Below are 20001 nucleotides of genomic sequence, written 5' to 3'. Positions count from 1 at the left end.
TGCGGTTACGGGACGAACGGACCGAAGACCGGGGTCCACTCGTAGACATCGGTCTGGCGGATGACGCCGACCTGCGCGAACGGGTCGGCGGGGATCAGCTCGCGCAGCGATGCTTCGTCGTCGCTCTCCCAGAGGAGCAGCGCGCCGGCGTGGGGTGCCGCCCACGGGCCAGAGGCCTTCAGGATGCCAGCATCCTTCTGCTCGCCGAGCCAGGCCCGGTGCGCGGGGCGGTGCTCATCGCGGGTCGCGTCTGAATCGTCTTCATAGTGGTAGATCGTGGCAAAGATAGGCACGGATGCTCCTAGTTGCGGTCGGCGGTGCTCGGGTCGGTCGTCTCGTCGTCTGGACGCTGGAAGCTGATCTCTTCCCACTCGTTGACGGTTGGCGCCTCGAACTCGTCATCGTCGGCCGCTGCCTCGGCCGTCGCGATGAGGCGCGTGTCGTCGTCATCAGCCGTGAGCAGCGGTGCCGCGGTCTCGTGGGCATCGAGGCTGGCTTCCGTGTCGAACGCCGAATCCGAGACGGACTCCGCGAGCAGCGCATCCTCGGCCAGGGTCGCCTCGTCGGTCTCGCCGAGGTCGTCGGCGTGTTCTTCGAAGACGACCGGGGCGCTGCCGGGGCGCAGCTCGCTCCCACCCTCGACGAGGCTCGTCTCCGTTCCGTTCTCCGGCATGCGCCCGGGAACCTCGTAGTGCACGTAGAGGGCGTCCTCCTCGGCGGGGCTGAGGTTCTGGTCGACCTCCGTGCTCGGCGCGCTGGTCACGAGCGACTTCGTGTACGGCACGAGGATCCGCTTCTCGTCGAGCTCCGCGAGGTCGAGCGGGATGAAGTACTCCTTGGTGCCGAAGAGGCCCGTCTTCACGGTGACCCAGTTCGGGTCGCGCGTCTGGTCGTCGAGGTACACCTGGCCGACACGGCCGATGCGCTCGTCGCCGGGGCCGAAGACGGTCGCCTGGAAGATGCGGGTGAGCTTCGCCTCGTGCGCTTTCAGCTCGGCGGCGGCGTTGCTCTCCCCGTTGACCGCGGAGCCCTCCCCGGTCAGGGAGTCGGAGTCCTCGTCGACCTGTTGAGGGGGCGCGATCGGGTCGTCCTCGAGCCCGCCAGGGACCTCGGCGTCGGACAGGGCCCGGTCGGGGGCCTCGGTGGCGTCGATGCGCGTCGTGTCGTCGTCGCCCGGCTCGAAATCAGGGTCGAACTTGGTGTTCGTGTCGTCGGCAGCCATGCTGTGCTCCTCGGTCAACGTGGATGTGGCGGGTCGCCCGCGCCGGCCTGCGCGCGAGAGACCTGCACAAGACTAGCGATCGCGGCGGTGCGCTGGCCGAGTCGTCGCTAGGACGCGGCTCCGGGCGGTGCCGCATCCCCGGAGGCCGACGGCCCCGTCGAGGTCTGTCTGCCGGCAGGGGCGGGTTGCGGGACGGCCGGCGCTGTGGTTCGCCTGGCGGCCCTCGTCCTGGCGCCCTTGACGCTGAGCCGAACGATGAGCCATGCCGCGGCGCCGAGGACGGTCAGGAGCACGAGGCCGGGCAACGCGAAGCCGAACGCGGTCCAGAAGGCCGCGAACCCGCGGAACAGGGCAGCCATGCCATCGCGAAGCCCGGCCAAGAACCCGGCTGGCTCACCGCCGGGCGATGGTGCGTCGCTCGAGATCGAGATCGACACGGTCGAGGAGGCGATGCTCTCCTCAAGCACCTCGAGCTGTGCGCGCAGGCTCTGCAGCTCGCCGGTGCGCTCGGTGAGCGTCGTCTCGATGGCAAGGAGGTCGTCCACCTCCGTCGCCGAGGAGAGCATTCCCCGCAGGGAGGTGACCGAGGCCTCCAGCGTCGCCACCCGGGAGGCCATGTCGGTCTTCTGCAGGGTCACGTCGACCGCCGAGGTCTCGACCGAGACGACCTCGCCGACCTCGCGCAGCTCGGTGATGAACGCGTCGTAGTCCTCAGCCGGGACGCGGGCCGTCAGCTGCGCGGAGATGACGTCGCCACCGGTCTCCGAGCGAGCGTCGATGCGGCCGTCGCGTGCCTCCACGAGAGCTTCGACCTGCTCTCGAACGCCCGGCACGTCGCCTGTCTGGATCCCCACGTATCCCGTCGTCACGACATCGCGATTCTCTTCGGCTGCGCCCGCCATGGGGGCCTGGCCGGCGTCTTCCTGCGCGACACCCTGCGGGGCCCCGGCGGACTCGGTCGAGGAGTAGCCGTTGGCGCATCCGGCGAGCAGGAGGGCCGTCAGGGTGAGGGCGGTCGCGGCTCCGAGCCGCCTCAATGTGGTGCGCATAGGTGTCATGCAAGCACCTGCCGGGGTCGGGTGCGCTCCGAGTTCCCCCAGAGAACGCGCGTCGAGGGGTGCGCTGCGATCGACCTGCGCCGAGGCGAGGCGCTCAGAAGAAGAGGTCGGGGTCCTTGCCGGTTCGTTCGCCGGATTCGAGTGCGGCGATCACTGCGAGGTCGTCGGCGTCCAGGCTGAAGTCGAAGACCTCGAGGTTCGAGGCGAGCCGGTCGCGGTGGACGGACTTGGGGATGACGACGTTGCCGAGGTCCAGCTGCCAGCGCAGCACCACCTGAGCGACGGTCCTGTCGTGCTTCTCGGCAAGTGCGACGAGCGCGGGCTCCTGGAGCAGCGTGCCTCTGGCGAGTGGGGACCACGCCTCCGTCAGGATGCTGTGCGTGCTGTTGTACGCGCGCGTCTCGGTCTGTGGCAGGCGGGGGTGCAGCTCGATCTGGTTGACGGCTGGAACCGTGCCGGTCTCTGCCGCCAGGCGGTCGAGGTGATGCCCCTTGAAGTTCGAGACGCCGATCGAGCGTGCACGGCCCTCGTCGCGCAGTCGCTCGAGTGCTCGCCACGTCTCGACGTACCTGTCTTGCGCGGGGGCTGGCCAGTGGATGAGGTAGAGGTCCACGTAGTCCAGCCCGAGCCGCTCGAGGCTCTCGTCGAACGAGGCGAGCGTCTCGTCGAAGCCGTGCCGGTCGTGCCAGACCTTCGTCGCGACGAAGAGATCAGTGCGACGTGCTCCGCTCTCGCGGATTCCGCGCCCCACGCCCACCTCGTTGTCGTAGAACGCGGCGGTGTCGATGTGGCGGTAGCCGAGGTCGATGGCGTCGACGACGACTCTTGTCGCCTCCTCGTCGGGCACCTTGTAGACCCCGAGCCCCAGCTGCGGGATCTCGATGCCGTCGTTCATGGTCAGGCTGGGGGAGAGCGGCGAGGTCATGGAGGCCTTTCGTTCGGCGTGCGGCTGAGCGAGGGTCGATCAGGAGGGCGCGTTCAGGATGTTCATCGGCTCGGTGTCGGGGCGCGGAGCGATGTCGGTGCCGCGCAGGTCCGGGATGCTTCGACGCCAGATGAGCGCGACGGCCGCGCCGAGGAGCGCGAACGCCGCGCTGACCAGGAACCCGCCGAGTGAGCCAGCGAGGTCGTTGGCGATGCCTGCGAGCGCGGATCCTGCGGCCGCCCCGATGAGCTGGCCAGTCGCCATCCACCCGTACGACTCTGCGCTCTCGCTGAACCTGACGCTCGAGGACACGGCCGAGAAGCTGCCGGAGAAGACCGGCGCGATGCCGAGGCCGCTCACGAAGAACGCCGCGCCGAGCCAGATCGGGTTCGTCGAGATGAGCGCGAGACCGATGCCGAGGAACACGATGCCCATGCGGCGCGCGAGGGACACGGGGGCCAGCGGGAGGTGTCCGAATGCGAGGCCTCCGACGAGCGAGCCGACGGCGAACACCGCCAGCAGCACCCCGGTCTCGGCTCGTTCGTGCCCGAACTCGGCGACGACGGCTGCCTCGATGGCGGAACAGGCGCCGACGAGCAGCGCGCCGATGATCGACATGAGCACGACCACGGGGTTGCGGAGCACCGCCCCGGCTCTCCTCCTTGACTTCGGGATGCGGACCTTTCCCACCTCGGGAGCCGCGACGAACCAGAGTCCGCCGAGGAGCAGGATGCCGGCCGCGACGAGAATGCCGGCGGCGGGGGAGATCGCGAACGCGACGGCCGTGGTGGCGACCGGGCCGATGACCCAGATGACCTCCTGGAGGGAGGCGTCGAGGGAGAAGAGCCGAGAGAGGAGGGCAGCGTTGACGACCTTGGGGTAGATGGTCCTGACGGCCGGGGACACGGGAGGGATGCTCAGTCCGGCCAGGACGGCGATGATCGCGGCCTGCCAGAGCACCGGCGGCCAGAGGGCCAAGGCCGTGAGCGAGACGGAGCAGGCGACCATCGTCGCGATGAGAACGGGGCGCATGCCCCAGAACGTCATGAGGCGACCGGCCACCGGTCCGGAGACCGCCTGGCCGAGGCTCAGCGCTGCGAGGACGACGCCGGCCGAGGTGAAGTTGCTGTACGTGTCCTCGATGTGCATGAGGATCGCGAGCGAGAGCATGCCGGCGGGGAACCTGGCGACGAGCTGCGAGAGCAGGAGTCGTGTCAGGCCTGGGGTTCTGAGTACAGTCGCATAGTTCGTCACAGCGCCGACAATCGTACGCCCCAGACACAGAATGTCGGTGGTTGGGGACAGACTGTGCACAACCGCCGAAAACCGGTGGAGAAACGCCGGAAACAGGGGCATTTTCTGTGGAGGACTTGTGGAGAACTACACGGTTGTAACACCGCATCTAGTGGTGGTAGCCTCATCGAGCACAAGATGTAGTGGCCGCGGGAAACTGCGACACAACGGGGGTTCATCCGCCTGGCACCGCGTGAGACTGCTCCGGCAGGGCCGCGGAAGACCGGGCGAGACGCGTTCACCGCACTGCACGAATAGCACTCCCCACAGCACTTAGGAACCAGGAGAAGACCATGGCAATCGCCGTCTACAGCAAGCCGTCATGCGTGCAGTGCACCGCCACCTACCGTGCCCTCGACAAGCAGGGCATCGAGTACGAGATCTTCGACGTCTCCGCCGACGAGAAGGCACTCCAGACCGTCAAGGAGCTCGGCTACATGCAGGCTCCCGTCGTCATCGCCGGTGACGACCACTGGTCGGGGTTCCGTCCCGACAAGATCAGCCAGTTGGCTGCTCTCGCCACGGCCTAGCCGTCGCACCTCGCTGCTCTCGCCGCTGCTGAAGAAGGGACTGCACCCATGACCGGGCTCATCTACTTCTCGAGCGTCTCCGAGAACACGCGTCGCTTCGTCGAGAAGCTCGATCGGCCAGCGAGTCGCATCCCGCTCTTCCCGAGCGAACCCCAGCTTGTCGCGGACGAGCCCTACGTGCTCATCCTCCCCACCTACGGCGGGGGAGATGGGCGCGGGGCCGTCCCCAAGCAGGTCATCAGGTTCCTGAACGAGCCGCGCAACCGCGAGCTCCTCCGCGGCGTCATCGCCGGCGGGAACACGAACTTCGGCAAGGGCTACGGCCTGGCTGCCGACATCATCTCTGCGAAGTGCGGCGTACCCACGCTCTACCGCTTCGAACTCTTCGGCACGCCAGACGACGTCGCCGCAGTCAACTCTGGATTGGACAGGTTTTGGCAGCAACAACCGCTCTCGACGACGCAAGTGTCATTACGATGAACGCACCAACGGCGGCGAACACGCTCGACTACCACTCGCTGAACGCGATGCTCAACCTGTACGACGAGAACGGCCAGATCCAGTTCGACAAGGACCGCGAAGCCGCTCACCAGTACTTCATCCAGCACGTCAACCAGAACACGGTCTTCTTCCACGATCTCGAAGAGCGCCTCGAGTACCTCGTCGAGAACGAGTACTACGAGCCCGAGACGCTCGCGATGTACTCCCACTCGTTCATCGAGCAGCTCCGCAACCGCCTCTACGCGAAGAAGTTCCGCTTCCCCACGTTCCTCGGCGCGTTCAAGTTCTACACCTCGTACGCCCTCAAGACGTTCGATGGCAAGCGCTACCTCGAGCGCTTCGAGGACCGCGTGCTCATGGTCGCGCTCGGCCTCGCACAGGGGGAAGAGGCGCTCGCGACGTCGCTCGCCGACGAGATGATCGCCGGCCGATTCCAGCCGGCGACCCCAACGTTCCTCAACACGGGCAAGAAGCAGCGCGGCGAGCTCGTCTCCTGCTTCCTCCTCCGCATCGAGGACAACATGGAGTCCATAGGCCGCTCCATCAACTCCGCGCTGCAGCTCTCCAAGCGCGGCGGAGGCGTCGCGTTCAACCTCTCCAACATCCGCGAGTCCGGCGCCCCGATCAAGCAGATCCAGAACCAGTCCTCTGGCATCATCCCGATCATGAAGCTGCTGGAGGACTCCTTCTCCTACGCGAACCAGCTCGGCGCGCGCCAGGGTGCGGGAGCCGTGTACCTCAACGTGCACCACCCGGACATCATGCGGTTCCTCGACACGAAGCGCGAGAACGCCGACGAGAAGATCCGCATCAAGACGCTCTCGCTGGGCGTCGTCGTCCCCGACATCACGTTCGAGCTCGCCAAGCGCGGCGAGGACATGTACCTCTTCTCCCCGTACGACGTCGAGCGCGTCTACGGCAAGCCGTTCGGCGACATCTCCGTCACGGAGAAGTACTACGAGATGGTCGACGACGCGCGCATCCAGAAGACGAAGATCAGCGCTCGCCAGCTGTTCCAGACGCTCGCCGAGATCCAGTTCGAGTCCGGCTACCCGTACATCATGTACGAGGACACGGTGAACCGTGCGAACCCCATCGAGGGACGCATCAACATGTCGAACCTGTGCTCGGAGATCCTCCAGGTCAACTCGCCGACGACCTACACCGACGACCTCGGCTACGAGACCATCGGCAACGACATCTCCTGCAACCTGGGTTCGATGAACATCGCGGCCGCCATGGATTCGCGCGACCTGGCGACGGCCGTCGAGACGGCGATCCGCGGCCTCACCGCCGTGAGCGACATGAGCCACATCGCCTCGGTGCCGTCCATCGCGAAGGGCAACGACGAGTCGCACGCCATCGGCCTCGGCCAGATGAACCTCCACGGATTCCTGGGACGCGAGCGCATCTTCTACGGTTCGGAAGAAGCTCTCGACTTCACGAACATCTACTTCTACACGGTGGTGTTCCACGCGATCCGTGCCTCGAACCTCATCGCGACCGAGCGTGGCCGCTCCTTCGCCGGCTTCGAGCGCTCCACCTACGCGACCGGCGAGTTCTTCGACAAGTACGTCGACGTCGAGTGGGCTCCCAAGACGGAACGCGTCCGCGAGCTCTTCGAGGGCATGCACATCCCGACTCAGGCTGACTGGGCCGAGCTGCGCGAGCTCGTGCAGAAGCACGGCATGTACAACCGCAACCTGCAGGCCGTGCCGCCGACCGGGTCGATCAGCTACATCAACCACTCGACCTCGTCGATCCACCCGATCGCGTCGAAGATCGAGATCCGCAAGGAAGGCAAGCTCGGCCGCGTCTACTACCCGGCGCCGTACCTCTCGAACGACAACCTCGAGTACTTCGAGGACGCCTACGAGATCGGCTACGAGAAGATCATCGACACGTACGCCGAGGCGACGCAGCACGTCGACCAGGGCCTGTCGCTGACGCTCTTCTTCAAGGACACGGCGACGACCCGCGACATCAACCGCGCGCAGATCTACGCGTGGAAGAAGGGCATCAAGACGATCTACTACATCCGTCTTCGTCAGCTCGCGCTCGAGGGTACCGAGGTCGACGGCTGCGTCAGCTGCATGCTGTAACAGCCCCTCCTCGGCCAGGCCGGCCTCTGGGCGAATGCCCGACCATTCCCGCACGAACGCGACAGAAAAGAACTCACGCAGATGAACCCGCAGGTCGAGACGAGCCACCTTCTCGAGAAGGTCCAGGCGATCAACTGGAACCGCATCCCAGATGAGAAGGATGTCGAGGTCTGGAACCGACTCGTCAACAACTTCTGGCTGCCGGAGAAGGTGCCGCTGTCGAACGACGTGCAGTCGTGGAACACGCTCACGCCGGCCGAGCAGACGCTCACCATGCGCGTCTTCACGGGGCTCACGCTGCTCGACACGATCCAGGGAACCGTCGGCGCCGTCAGCCTCATCCCGGACTCGCTGACGCCGCACGAGGAGGCCGTGTACACGAACATCGCGTTCATGGAGTCGGTGCACGCGAAGAGCTACTCGTCGATCTTCTCGACCCTCTCGAGCACGCCGCAGATCGACGACGCGTTCCGCTGGTCCACGGAGAACGAGAACCTGCAGCGCAAGGCGCAGATCGTCATGAACTACTACCACGGCAACGACCCGCTCAAGCGGAAGATCGCGTCGACGCTGCTGGAGTCGTTCCTGTTCTACTCGGGCTTCTACCTGCCCATGTACTGGTCGAGCCACGCGAAGCTGACCAACACGGCCGACCTCATCCGCCTCATCATCCGTGACGAGGCAGTGCACGGCTACTACATCGGGTACAAGTTCCAGAAGGGCCTCGAGCTCGTCGACGAGGCCAAGCGCCAGGAGCTCAAGGACTACACGTTCGAGCTGCTCTTCGAGCTGTACGAGAACGAGGTGCAGTACACGCACGACCTTTACGACGAAGTCGGCCTGGCCGAGGACGTCAAGAAGTTCCTGCACTACAACGCCAACAAGGCGCTCATGAACCTCGGCTACGAGCCCATGTTCCCCTCCAGCGTCACCGACGTGAACCCGGCGATCCTGTCGGCCCTCTCGCCGAACGCTGACGAGAACCACGACTTCTTCTCCGGGTCGGGTTCCTCCTACGTCATCGGCAAGGCCGTCAACACCGAAGACGAGGACTGGGACTTCTAACCCCGCGCCCCGCAGCGCCACCTTGAGGCGGCACCGACCAGAACCTGGCCGGTGCCGCCTCGACGCATCTCACGCGACAACGCGTTGCGCCGCGCCGTCGCCGCTCGAGGGCGGACTTGTGGTCGCTTCCGACGCGTTCGGACGACCACAACACCGCGGTGGGTCTCGGAGGCCTCGCCCGGGGAGGAGTTGGGGTCGTTTCCCTGGTGAACACGGAGCAGATCTTGCCGCGATCCGGGCCGCGCGCGCTACGCTCTGGGCAGCGGCGCCCCGCCGCCAGAGGGCGAGCACGGTCCCCGAGCACGATCGAAGGAGATGTCATGGGACACGACAAGAACGAGGAACTTCGCGAGGAGCACGAGCACCAGGAGGAGCACCGCCAGGTGCGCCGCGACGAGACCATCGAGGCTGGCGACGGTGCCGTCGACGACGAGGGCTCGCAGGACCGCCGACGCCAGGACGGCGTCAGCGACCTGTCCTGACCGCTGAGTCCGGCGCGTCCCCGGCCCTCGGCTCGGGGGTTGGCCGGACTCGCCAGCACGACGAAACACCCGGCACCTCCAGGAACGCAGGAGAAGTCATGGTCGACAACGAGGTCACCACCACGCCTGACGACGGCCGGGACGAGACTCCCAACGAACGCTACGACCGCAACTGGAACGAGCTCATGCAGGAGTTTCGTGTCCTGCAGACGGGGACGCAGATCATGGCCGGCTTCCTCTTGACGCTGCCGTTCCAGCAGCGCTTCACGGAGCTGGGGCCGTTCGACCACGTGCTCTACCTGTGTCTCGTCATCTTCGCCGTCGTCGTCACCCTGCTGGCCCTGGCACCGGTCATGTTGCACCGGGTGCTCTTCCAGGAGCGAGCGAAGGCGCAGCTGGTGCACGCGGCGAGTGTGATCCTCCTGGTCTGCCTCGTCGCCGCGACGCTGCTGTTCGTCGGCATCGTGCTCTTCGTCTTCGACTTCGTCGTCTCGCCCACTGCCGGTCTGTGGGCCGGGGGAGGGATCGCCGTGCTCGCCGTCCTGCTGTGGACCTTCGGCCCCAAGCTCCTCAGGGCGGCGCGCGACCGAGCCGCGCGTGATTACCCCAGCGGGAACGCGTCGAACAGCTGAGCGGGAGCCTCCGGGGTGCACGAGTCGACCACGTAGCTCTCGACCACGGCGCCCGCATCCGCTGACACGGTCAGGACGCTGAAGACGCTCAGCGTCGGGTCGGCGACGTACGGGAGCGGTGGCCCTTCGTGTCCCAACTGCGGGCGGATGCTCGGCACGATGGGGGCGAGGCCGCCCGGGTCGCCCTGCGCGAGGGTGTCATAAGAGTTCCAGAGGCGGGGCGGGCGGGCGCGGCGACGTCCGCCGCCGCTCTCGAACGCTCCGTGGGTGCTGCCCGCGTGCGAGGTCTCGAGGTAGTGCACGCCCGCGGGCGACGTGAACCTGGACCAGAGGTGGGAGTGCCCGCCGATCACGAGCTCCACGCCTGCCGCTTCCAGCAACGGCGCGACGTCGCGCAGCAGGATGTTCTCGCTCGACGGGTAGTCGTAGCGGACCCCGGTCGCCTGCCCAGTCGCGTCCCTCTCCTCGAGGCGAACCGGATGCGCGAAGTGCGGCATCGCGTTCACGCCGATGCTGTGCGGGCTCTCGTGCATGACGACGACCCGCAACCTCGCCTCAGCGAACTCCGGACTCTGCAGTTCGCGTCGCAGCCAGATGTGCTGGGTGCTGCCGACGCTCAGGTCGTCGATGATGTGCGAACCGTAGCGCTGGGCGAGGGGGTCGTCGAGCACGTCGCGTGACTCCTGGTACCTGCTCGAGACGTTGCGGGCCTCGGGGCGCTCGTCGGCTCGGCCCGACCGCCAGACGCGTGCCGCGCTGAGCGCGATGATGCGCACGCCGCCGAACGTGACGGCGTAGTAGCGCTGCCCGGACACTGAGGGGAACAGCCCCTCGTAGTTGGACAGGCTGTGGCCATCGGCGGAGACGGCGAGCGGCAACGCGTTGTCGAACGATGCAGTCAGCCCGGCCCCCGCCGCCCTCCTGCCTTGGACCTCGTGGTTGCCGACCACGGGAAAGATCGGGGTGCTCGGCAGGATGCTCCGCATTGCCGGGAAGAACGCTGACCCTCCGGCATCGTCGAACCATTCGGAGGCGCGGTCGGGAACGTTCACGAAGTCGCCCGCGTAGAAGACTGCGTCGAACGGGCCGACCACGGCTGAGGCCTGCTGCATCGCGGCCGGCACGGTCGCGCCGAGCTGATGATCGCTGGTGAGCAGGATGCGCAGGAGCGGCGCGTCGGGCGGGGGAGCGGCCGTGAGGCGAGCGACCGCGGACGTGGCTCCGTCGCTGACGACTCGGTACGCGTAGTCCTGGCCCGGCACGAGACCAGTGGCGTCGGCAGAGACGCGCCACACCTCGCGCGACACGATGACCTCGGTCTCGAGGGCCCGACGCAGCTCGACCAGCTCGGTCGGGAGCGCGCTGTCGCGATCCTCCGCCATGGCGGGGAGGCGAGTGCAGACGGTTTCGACCGAGGTTGCCCCTGGCAGGAGGGCACCGAGGTCGGCGCGGTGAAGTTCGTCCGGCGTGAGGCGCGCAAGGCGCTCCGCGCGCTCGATCGGCGCGAAGACCAGGCGGCTCGCGCGCGGCCTCCGGTCGGTGACCCAGGCGACCTCGACGCCGGTCTCGTCCGGCCGCAGAAGATACGGCTCGCACAGCATCCCGACGTCGTCGCTCATCCACGTGCCTCCATCTTCGCGCCGGTCTGGCTCTTGCGGCCCTGCCCACCAGTGGCAAGAGTAAGCACATGGACACTCCCGTGACGCCTCCCGCCGACGAGAATCCCTTGACGATCTTCAGCAGCGTCGATGAGCTCAGACCGCTTCCGAAGCTGGAGCTGCCCGAGAGCGGGACGAGGAGCGAGGTCGCGTACCAGCTCGTCCGCGACGACGCGATGCTCGACGGCAACGCCAGGCAGAACCTCGCCACCTTCGTGAGCACCTACATGGACGAGCACGCCGATCGCCTCTACTCGGCGACGTTCGACAAGAACATCGTCGACAAGGACGAGTACCGACGGACGGCCGAGATCGAGCAGCGATGCTGGAAGATGATCGCGAACTTGTGGCACGTGCCCGACGTGACCACGGCCATCGGGACGAGCACGGTCGGCTCATCAGAGGCATCCATGCTGGCAGGCCTCGCCCTGAAGAAGCGGTGGGCTTCGGCGCGCAAGGCCAAGGGACAAGCGGTGGATGCACCCAACATCGTGATGTCGAGTGCCGTGCAGGTGTGCTGGGAGAAGTTCTGCGTCTACTGGGATGTGGAGGCTCGCTTCGTACCCATCGACGACACGCATCCGACGCTCACGGGCGAATAGCTCGACGCCATCGTCGACGAGAACACCATCGACGTCGTCGCCATCATGGGCGTCACCTTCACCGGCGCGTACGAGCCCGTGAAGGAGATCTCGGCCGCCCTCGACCGGATCCAGGCGGCGCGCGGCTTGAATATTCCCGTGCACGTCGACGGCGCGTCCGGCGGCATGATCGCGCCGTTCCTCAACCGGGACCTCGAGTGGGACTTCCGCGTCGACCGGGTCGTCTCGATCAACACCTCCGGCCACAAGTACGGGCTCGTGTACCCCGGCCTCGGCTGGGTCGTATGGCGTGACGTCGACCTCGTGCCGCCCGAGCTGATCTTCCGGGTCAGCTACCTCGGCGGCGACATCCCGACACTCACCCTCAACTTCTCGCGCCCCGGCGCGCAGGTGCTGCTGCAGTACTACCAGTTCCTGCACCTGGGCTTCTCGGGGTACGAGCGCGTGCAGCGCGCGACGATGGACGTGGCGCAGTTCCTCGCGCAGGAGATCGACTCCATGGACGAGTTCACCCTCTTCAACACGCAGCTCGACATCCCCGTCTTCGCCTGGCAGCGCACCGACGCGGGTGGCGCATGGACTCTCGCCGATGTCTCCGACCGGCTGCGCATGACCGGCTGGCTCGTGCCCTCGTATCCGCTGCCAGACAATCTCTCCGACCGACTCGTCCAACGCATCGTGGTTCGCAACGGGCTCGGACGAGACCTCGCCGACGACCTCATGGAAGATCTCCGTAGCGCGGTCCGGGCTCTCGATTCGGGCGCCGCAGGCCGTTCCGACGGAGGGGACGGCAAGCGCGGGTTCACGCATTAGGGAGGTTCTTGCAGTGCTCCCTGTCGGCCGCACGCGCGCGGCGCGCGGCACCGTCAAGGCGCCTCCCGTGAGACGGGAATGGGCGGTTCGCTGCGTCGGATGAACATCACAAGGCGAGCACGATCTGCGGATCGCGTCATCCAGCAGACTCCCAGGCAGGTAGCGTTGCGCACACAATTCGGCTGAGGCGATCTGCGTCAGCCGACAGACCGGCAGACGCGGGGGCAGCCGGGTTCCGACAGGTTCCAACGCTGCTCCACGTTCTGCCCCGGCCGAGGAGCACGATGCGAACTTCGCTCACCTCACTCCTGCAACGAGTCGCAGACTCACGAAACCAAGTCCTGTCCGTCATCGCGGTCGCACTGCTGCTGCTGCTGACCGGCGGAGCCATCGCGGGAACCGCCCAAGCGGCCACGATCGGCAAGAGCTCGGTCGAGGGACAGACCTTCACGATCGCCACCGACACCACGTGGGCGCCGTTCGAGTTCGAGATCGACGGCGAGCTCCGCGGCATCGACATGGACCTCATCAACGCCATCGCGGATGATCAGGGCTTCACGGTCGACATCAAGTCGCTCGGGTTCGATGGCGCGTTGCAGGCAGTGCAGACCAATGCCGTCGACGGCATGATCGCCGGCATGTCGATCACCGATGAGCGGAAGGGCACGTTCGACTTCTCGAACCCCTACTTCGACTCAGGCATCCAGATGGCCGTCGCCAAGGACAACGGTGACGTCACCACGTACGAGGACCTCGCGGGAAAGACCGTCGCCGCCAAGAACGGCACCGAGGGGTTCACGTTCGCAGAGACCCTGGGCAAGGAGATCGGCTTCACCGTCACCGGCTTCCAGGATGCGTCCGACGCGTTCAACGACGTCACGAGCGGCAACTCCGTCGCGGTCTTCGACGACTTCCCGATCCTCCAGTACGGCATCGAGACCGGCGAGATCAACCTCAAGACGGTCACCGAGCCGGAGCGCGCATCCTCGTACGGCTTCGCGGTCAACAAGGGCCAGAACACGGAGCTCCGCGAGGCCTTCAACGAAGGCCTGAAGAACGTCGTCGAGAACGGCACCTACCAGGGCATCCTCGACGAGTACCTCGGCGACGGCGCGCCAGACGCGACCAAGATCTCCGGCGGAGTCGTCACGCTCGGCAACGAGGTCATCGAGGACGACGGTCCCGGCACACTGCCCAAGAACCCGCTCTTCCCGGTCGACACCCCGCAGGACAAGGGCTCGTTCGTCATCGCGACGGACAACACCTACGCGCCGTTCGAGTTCGAGCAGAACGGCGAGACGATCGGCATCGACATGGACCTGATGCGCGCGATCGCCGCGAACCAGGGCTTCACGGTCGACATCAAGCCGCTCGGCTTCGATGCCGCACTCCAGGCGGTCCAGTCCGGCCAGGCCGACGGCATCATCGCCGGCATGACCATCACGGATGAGCGCAAGGAGGTCTTCGACTTCTCGGAGCCGTACTTCACCTCCGGTGTGCAGATGGCCGTCGCCGATGGCGACACGAGCATCGCCGGCTACGAGGACCTGGCCGGCAAGAACGTCGCCGTCAAGACCGGAACCGTGGGCGCCACGACCGCCGAGGAGCTGTCGACCGAGTACGGCTTCACGATCCGCACGTTCTCCGACACCGCCGACATGATCGCGGAGGTGCAGACGGGCAACTCCGTCGCACTGTTCGAGGACTTCCCTGTGCTGCAGTACGGCATCCAGCAGGGCAACGGCCTCATGACCGTCGGAGACCCCATCGAGGGCGGCGAGTACGGCTTCGCGGTGCTCAAGGGACAGAACGCCGACCTGCTCGAGATGTTCGACGCCGGCCTCGCCAACGCCGAAGACACGGGGGTGCTCGACACGATCAACGACCGCTACCTGGGCAGCGAAGAGGAATCGGGTCAGCTGGGCTTCTTCGAGCTCGTCGTGGCGGCCTTCCCGTCGCTCATGGTCGGCCTCGGCTACACGCTGCTGGCCACCGCGCTGTCGCTCGTCTTCGCCATGATCCTCGGCCTCGCGTTCGGCTTCCTGAAGATCTCGAAGAACCTGCTGCTCCGTGGCATCGCGTCGACGTACGTGAACATCTTCCGAGGCACCCCGGTGCTGGTGCAGGCGTTCTTCTTCTACTTCGGTGTGCCAGCAGTGACGGGCATCTCGCTCGACGCGCTGACGGCCGGTGTGATCACGCTGAGCCTCAACGCCGGTGCGTACATCACAGAGACCGTGCGCTCGGGCATCCAGTCCGTCGACCCCGGCCAGATGGAAGCGGCTCGCTCGCTCGGCCTGACGCGTGGCAAGTCCATGCGCCGAGTCGTGCTGCCTCAGGCGTTCAAGATCATGACGCCCTCGCTCATCAACCAGTTCATCATCACGCTGAAGGACACCTCGCTGCTGTCCGTCCTCGGCTTCGCTGAGCTCACCTACCAGGGCCGCATCGTCATCGCCTCGACCTTCCGGTCGTTCGAGATCTGGCTCGTCGTCGGTGTGCTCTACTTCATCGTCATCTACCTGCTGACGGTCCTCTCCAACTACGTCGACAAGAGGTTCAACAAATGAGTGACGTGAACAACTCAGCGTCGGATGCGTCAGCCGTGGAGCAGACGCCATTCACTGGACGCTTCGACGCGGTCAACTCGGGCCAGCCGCGCGTGCGCGTCGTCGAGATGCACAAGTCGTTCGGCCCCGTCGAGGTGCTCAAGGGCATCGACCTCGAGATCGCCAACGGTGAGGTCATCGCCATCATCGGCCCGTCCGGTTCGGGCAAGTCGACGCTGCTGCGGTGCCTCAACCGCCTCGAAGAAGTCACCAAGGGCCACGTCTACATCGACGACGACGACATCACGGCGCCGAAGACGAACCTCGACAAGGTGCGCCAGCGCATCGGCATGGTGTTCCAGCACTTCAACCTCTTCCCGCACATGACCGTGCTGGAGAACGTGACGCTGGCACCCCGCGAGATCAAGGGCACGAGCAAGGAGGCGGCCAACACGCGCGGCGAGGAGCTGCTGCGCCGAGTCGGCCTCGACCACCTCATGGACCGCCGCCCCTCGCAGCTCTCCGGCGGACAGAAGCAGCGCGTGGCGATCGCCCGCGCGCTCGCCATGGACCCGGAGATCATGCTCTTCGACGAGGCCACCAGCGCCCTCGACCCCGAGATGGTGGGGGAGGTGCTGCAGGTCATCCGCGACCTCGCGAAGTCGGGCATGACGATGGCCCTGGTCACGCACGAGATGGGCTTCGCACGCGAAGTCGCCGACCGTGTCGTGTTCATGGCCGAAGGCAAGATCGTCGAGATGGGAACTCCGGACGAGCTGTTCGGCAACCCGAAGGAGTCGCGCACGCAGGACTTCCTCGGCAAGGTGCTCTAGCCGGTTCGCGAACCCGGGACCCAAGAACGCGGCACCCCTTGTCCGGTGGACAGGGGGTGCCGCGTTTCCACTAGCCTGTCGACGTGACGCTCAACGATGCACCCACCTCAGCCCAGTTCGCGAAGGACACCACCCCCGGATCCGAATGGTGGCGTTCGGCCGTCATCTATCAGGTCTACCCGCGTTCATTCGCGGATGGCACCGGCGACGGCATCGGCGATCTCGCCGGCGTGACCGCGCATATCCCGGACCTCGCCGACCTCGGCATCGACGCCATCTGGCTCTCCCCGTTCTACCCGTCGCCGCTCAACGACGCCGGCTACGACGTCGCCGACTACTGCGACGTCGACCCCGTCTTCGGCACGCTCGACGAGTTCGACCGGATGCTCGAAGCCGCTCACGAGCGGGGCATCCGCATCATCGTCGACATTGTCCCCAACCACTCCTCCTCGGAGCACGCCTGGTTCAAGGCGGCCGTGGCGGCTGGACCCGGCAGCCCGGAACGCGCCCGCTACCTGTTCCGCGAGGGCAAGGGCGAGCACGGCGAGCTGCCGCCGAACAACTGGCAGTCGCTGTTCGGCGGACCGGCCTGGACGCGCCTCACGGAGGCCGACGGGACGCCCGGCCAGTGGTACCTGCACCTCTTCGACTCCACGCAGCCCGACTTCGACTGGTCGAACCCGGTGGTGCACCAGGACTTCGAGGACATCCTCCGCTTCTGGCTCGACCGCGGCGTCGACGGCTTCCGCATCGACGTCGCCCACGGCCTCGCGAAGGAAGACGGGCTGCCCGACTACATCCCCGTCGAGAGCAACCTGCCCATCGTCGGCGACCCCCGCACCCCGTACCTCGGGCAGGAAGCCGTGCACGACATCTTCCGCGCCTGGCACCTCGTGGCGGCCGAGTACGACGGCGACCGCGTGCTCTGCGGTGAGGCGTGGCTCCCCAGCGTCGAGGAGATGGCCGAGTGGGTCCGCCCCGGCCAGCTGCACCAGACGTTCAACTTCGCGTACCTGCGCGCCCCGTGGGACGCGGACGGCCAGAAGGAGGTCGTGACGCGCTCGCTCGCCGCGTTCGCCGCATCCGGTGCCCCCAGTACGTGGGTGCTGTCGAACCACGACACGGTGCGCCACGCGACCCGCCTCGCGCTGACCGAGCCGAACGCGCACGGTGCCGGCGTCGGACCGAAGACCCCCGGCCAGCCCGACCCCACCGTGGGGGAGCGCCGCGCCCGCGCCGCGACCGCCCTCATGCTCGGCCTCCCTGGCTCCAGCTACCTGTACCAGGGCGAGGAGCTCGGCCTGCCCGACGTCATCGACCTCGCCGACGAGGCCAGGCAGGATCCGATCTTCATCCGCTCCGAGGGCGAGCTCTACGGCCGCGACGGCTGCCGCGTGCCCATCCCGTGGGAGGCCGAGGGCGACAGCTACGGCTTCAGCCCGACGGGGGAGTCGTGGCTTCCGCAGCCTGAGCTGTGGGCGAAGCTCGCCCGCAGCGAGCAGGTGCACGACCCCGCGTCGACGCTCAACCTCTACCGCTCGCTGCTCGCGCTCCGACGCGAGCACGACCTCGGGCTGGGGGATGCGCGCTTCGAATGGGTCGACGGCTTCGGCGACGAGGTGCTCGCCTACCGGAACGGCGAGGTCACCGTCATCACGAACTTCGGCCTCGAGCCGGTTGCGCTGCCGGACGGGCGTCGAGTGCTCGCCCGCAGCGAGGTGGTGCACGTGGACGCCGCCGGGCAGCTGGCGACCGACACCACGGTCTGGCTTGCCGCCGCCGAGTAGCACCGGCGGGCCTGGCGTGCCCGGCGTGCCTCGCGAGCCTGACGTGCCTCGCGTGGCTGACGTGCCCGGCGTGCCCGGCGAGCCTCGCGTGGCTGGCGCCTCCGGCGTGGAAGCACGCGGCAGCATCGGGGCGGCGGAGCTCATCACCGAGCTCTCCACCCCGGCGCTCCCGGTCGTCGTCATCTCCCTGCTCAGCGGCCTGTCGAGCGCAGCGGGCTGGCCGGGTCTCCTCTGGGGTGCGATTCCGGCATTGCTCTGCGGCGTCGTGCCGTACGCGGTGCTCGAGATCGCGTCGCGGCGCGGGCTGCTCACCGATCGCCACGTCACCCAGAAGCGGCAGCGGCCGTGGGCATACGGCGTCTGCCTCCTCTCGGTCGCCGTGAGCGTGCTGCTGCTGGTCCTGCTCGGAGCGCCGTCGATGATGCTCTGGGCGCTCGGGACGATGTTCGTGGGGCTCATCGCGGCGGGCGGCATCACGGTGGTCGGGCCGAAGGTGTCCGTGCACGCCTTCTGCTGGAGCGCGCTGTGCGTGTTCCTCGCCCTGCTGTTCTCCCCGTGGTGGCTGCTGCTCTTCGCTGCCCTGCCCGTGATCGTGTGGAGTCGGCTCCGTCTCGGGCACCACTCGTCGACCGAGGTTGCGCTCGGCTCGGGGCTCGGGGCGCTGATCACCGCAGTGGCCTGGTTCTTCCTGCCCGTGTGATCGGGCGGGCGGAGCTCGCATCCGGGAGCCGCATGCTGTTGCTGTTGCTGTTGCTGTTGCTGTTGCTGTTGCAGTTGCTGCTCCTGCGTTGCCGTTGCTCCTGCGTTGCCGTTGTCGCTGCGACGCCGGTCGCCCCGCGCCCCGGACACATCCGTCCGTTCGACGTGCGGACTTTCCCTGGACGATGGTGGGTTTTTTCCCATCACACTCGCAAAAACCCCGCACGGCCGTCTGCGAAACCCATCAGCGTCGACGGAACCCATCACGGCTGTGTGCAGCAGGCCCGGATAGCACGCCCGGAAACAGCGCCCGGAAAGCTCTCGCAGATACAGCTCACTCGGATCGTACGCCTCTTCGCTGACCCGGGACCCAGCCACTGGACGATGCTCGGGAGGACACTCGAAGCGACGGCCGGAGCCTACCGGCCCAGTTTCGGAAGGACTCAGCAGATGGCATTTCAGGAGAAGGTCGCGATCGTAACGGGCGGCGGGTCCGGGATCGGGGAGGCGATCGCCAAGGACCTCGCCGCGAACGGCGTCAAGGTCGTCGTCTCCGACATCAACCTCGAGGGCGCGAAGCGCGTCGTCGCCGAGATCGAGGCAGCCGGCGGCACGGCGTCGCCCTTCGAAGCGAACACGGCCGTCGCCGAGGACAGCGTCCGCACCGTCGAGCACGCCGTCGCGACCTACGGCAAGCTCAACTACGCCGTGAACAACGCGGGCATCGGCGGCAAGGCCGCGCCGGCGGCCGAGGTGGACGTCGACGACTGGGACCGCGTCATCAACATCAACCTCAACGGCGTGCTCTATGGTCTGCGCGCGCAGATCCCCGCCATTCTCGAGGCCGGTGCCGACGAGGGCTCGATCGTCAACATGGCATCGATCCATGGCACGGTCGCCGCGATCGGCAGCGGCGCGTACACGGCGGCCAAGCACGGCGTCGTCGGCCTCACCAAGAACGCGGCGGCAGAGTACGGACCCCAGGGGCTGCGCATCAACGCAGTCGGGCCTGCCTACATTCGCACCCCGCTGCTCGAGCAGCACCTCGACGCGGCCGGGTTCGCGGCCCTCGAGGCGAAGCACCCGCTCGGACGCCTCGGCCAGCCGCAGGAGGTCGCGAACCTCGCGACGTTCCTGCTCTCCGACAAGGCCAGCTTCATGACGGGCTCCTACGTGCTCGTCGACGGCGGCTACACGGCGGTCTAGCGGTCAGGAGCGTCAGCGCTGCCTGAGAAGCCACCCTCTCGTTC

Annotated in this window: 17 protein-coding genes and 1 pseudogene; 12 read left to right on the top strand and 6 right to left on the bottom strand. The window is 67.1% G+C overall.

The window, feature by feature from the left end; translation table 11 throughout:
* Positions 1-5 precede the first annotated feature (5 nt).
* The 5 genes from C5C17_RS12945 to C5C17_RS12925 form a co-directional block, all read right to left on the bottom strand.
* Entirely contained in the window at positions 6-293 is a 288-nt protein-coding gene (locus C5C17_RS12945) for a YciI family protein (protein WP_104253756.1), read from the bottom strand.
* A gap of 8 nt (positions 294-301) precedes the next feature.
* On the bottom strand, positions 302-1222 hold the full coding sequence (locus C5C17_RS12940; RefSeq protein WP_104253755.1) for a PRC-barrel domain-containing protein: 921 nt from the start codon (positions 1220-1222) through the stop codon (positions 302-304).
* A 107-nt stretch (positions 1223-1329) separates the two neighbouring features.
* The gene (locus C5C17_RS12935; protein ID WP_181028589.1) at positions 1330-2271 is read right to left on the bottom strand and encodes a DUF4349 domain-containing protein; all 942 of its coding nucleotides are present in this window, start codon (positions 2269-2271) and stop codon (positions 1330-1332) included.
* A 103-nt stretch (positions 2272-2374) separates the two neighbouring features.
* Positions 2375-3205 (bottom strand): aldo/keto reductase, encoded by an 831-nt coding sequence (locus C5C17_RS12930; protein ID WP_104253753.1) that lies wholly within the window; start codon positions 3203-3205, stop codon positions 2375-2377.
* A 39-nt stretch (positions 3206-3244) separates the two neighbouring features.
* A complete protein-coding gene (locus C5C17_RS12925) occupies positions 3245-4459 on the bottom strand; it encodes an MFS transporter (RefSeq protein ID WP_181028588.1) in 1215 nt (404 codons plus the stop codon).
* A gap of 332 nt (positions 4460-4791) precedes the next feature.
* On the opposite strand from C5C17_RS12925, the gene nrdH reads away from it, so the two are divergent.
* From nrdH to C5C17_RS12900, 6 genes are all read left to right on the top strand, one after another.
* The gene (gene nrdH, locus C5C17_RS12920) at positions 4792-5028 is read left to right on the top strand and encodes a glutaredoxin-like protein NrdH (RefSeq protein WP_068478736.1); all 237 of its coding nucleotides are present in this window, start codon (positions 4792-4794) and stop codon (positions 5026-5028) included.
* Between the two features lie 48 nt (positions 5029-5076).
* Positions 5077-5508 carry a class Ib ribonucleoside-diphosphate reductase assembly flavoprotein NrdI gene (gene nrdI / locus C5C17_RS12915; protein WP_104253751.1) on the top strand — a complete coding sequence of 144 codons (432 nt, stop codon included), beginning with the start codon at positions 5077-5079 and terminating at the stop codon, positions 5506-5508.
* A complete protein-coding gene (nrdE, locus tag C5C17_RS12910; RefSeq protein WP_104253750.1) occupies positions 5505-7631 on the top strand; it encodes a class 1b ribonucleoside-diphosphate reductase subunit alpha in 2127 nt (708 codons plus the stop codon). Before nrdI ends, nrdE begins: the two co-directional genes overlap by 4 nt.
* An 81-nt stretch (positions 7632-7712) precedes the next feature.
* The gene (gene nrdF, locus C5C17_RS12905) at positions 7713-8696 is read left to right on the top strand and encodes a class 1b ribonucleoside-diphosphate reductase subunit beta (RefSeq protein WP_104253749.1); all 984 of its coding nucleotides are present in this window, start codon (positions 7713-7715) and stop codon (positions 8694-8696) included.
* A gap of 320 nt (positions 8697-9016) precedes the next feature.
* A complete protein-coding gene (locus C5C17_RS18650) occupies positions 9017-9178 on the top strand; it encodes a hypothetical protein (RefSeq protein ID WP_181028587.1) in 162 nt (53 codons plus the stop codon).
* Positions 9179-9276: 98 nt separating this feature from the next.
* A complete protein-coding gene (locus tag C5C17_RS12900) occupies positions 9277-9810 on the top strand; it encodes a DUF6328 family protein (RefSeq protein WP_104253748.1) in 534 nt (177 codons plus the stop codon).
* Here C5C17_RS12900 and C5C17_RS12895 read toward each other — a convergent pair.
* Positions 9780-11429: a metallophosphoesterase gene (locus C5C17_RS12895; RefSeq protein ID WP_104253747.1), complete on the bottom strand. Its 1650-nt coding sequence runs from the start codon at positions 11427-11429 to the stop codon at positions 9780-9782. The genes C5C17_RS12900 and C5C17_RS12895 overlap by 31 nt on opposite strands.
* A 68-nt stretch (positions 11430-11497) precedes the next feature.
* On the opposite strand from C5C17_RS12895, the pseudogene C5C17_RS12890 reads away from it, so the two are divergent.
* From C5C17_RS12890 to C5C17_RS12865, 6 genes and pseudogenes are all read left to right on the top strand, one after another.
* Positions 11498-12883, top strand: a pseudogene (locus C5C17_RS12890) (glutamate decarboxylase).
* 284 nt (positions 12884-13167) lie between these two features.
* Entirely contained in the window at positions 13168-15453 is a 2286-nt protein-coding gene (locus tag C5C17_RS12885) for an ABC transporter substrate-binding protein/permease (protein ID WP_104253746.1), read from the top strand.
* 107 nt (positions 15454-15560) lie between these two features.
* Positions 15561-16265 carry an amino acid ABC transporter ATP-binding protein gene (locus tag C5C17_RS12880; RefSeq protein WP_181028603.1) on the top strand — a complete coding sequence of 235 codons (705 nt, stop codon included), beginning with the start codon at positions 15561-15563 and terminating at the stop codon, positions 16263-16265.
* An 83-nt stretch (positions 16266-16348) separates the two neighbouring features.
* Positions 16349-18052 (top strand): glycoside hydrolase family 13 protein, encoded by a 1704-nt coding sequence (locus C5C17_RS12875; RefSeq protein WP_104253744.1) that lies wholly within the window; start codon positions 16349-16351, stop codon positions 18050-18052.
* A 52-nt stretch (positions 18053-18104) separates the two neighbouring features.
* Positions 18105-18752 (top strand): hypothetical protein, encoded by a 648-nt coding sequence (locus C5C17_RS18645; protein WP_181028586.1) that lies wholly within the window; start codon positions 18105-18107, stop codon positions 18750-18752.
* Between the two features lie 449 nt (positions 18753-19201).
* The gene (locus tag C5C17_RS12865; RefSeq protein WP_104253743.1) at positions 19202-19957 is read left to right on the top strand and encodes an SDR family NAD(P)-dependent oxidoreductase; all 756 of its coding nucleotides are present in this window, start codon (positions 19202-19204) and stop codon (positions 19955-19957) included.
* The last annotated feature ends 44 nt before the right edge of the window (positions 19958-20001 follow it).

The sequence above is a fragment of the Pseudoclavibacter sp. RFBA6 genome (assembly GCF_002931575.1).
Lineage (GTDB): Bacteria > Actinomycetota > Actinomycetes > Actinomycetales > Microbacteriaceae > Pseudoclavibacter > Pseudoclavibacter terrae.
This window is presented reverse-complemented; position numbering and strand designations above follow the sequence as displayed.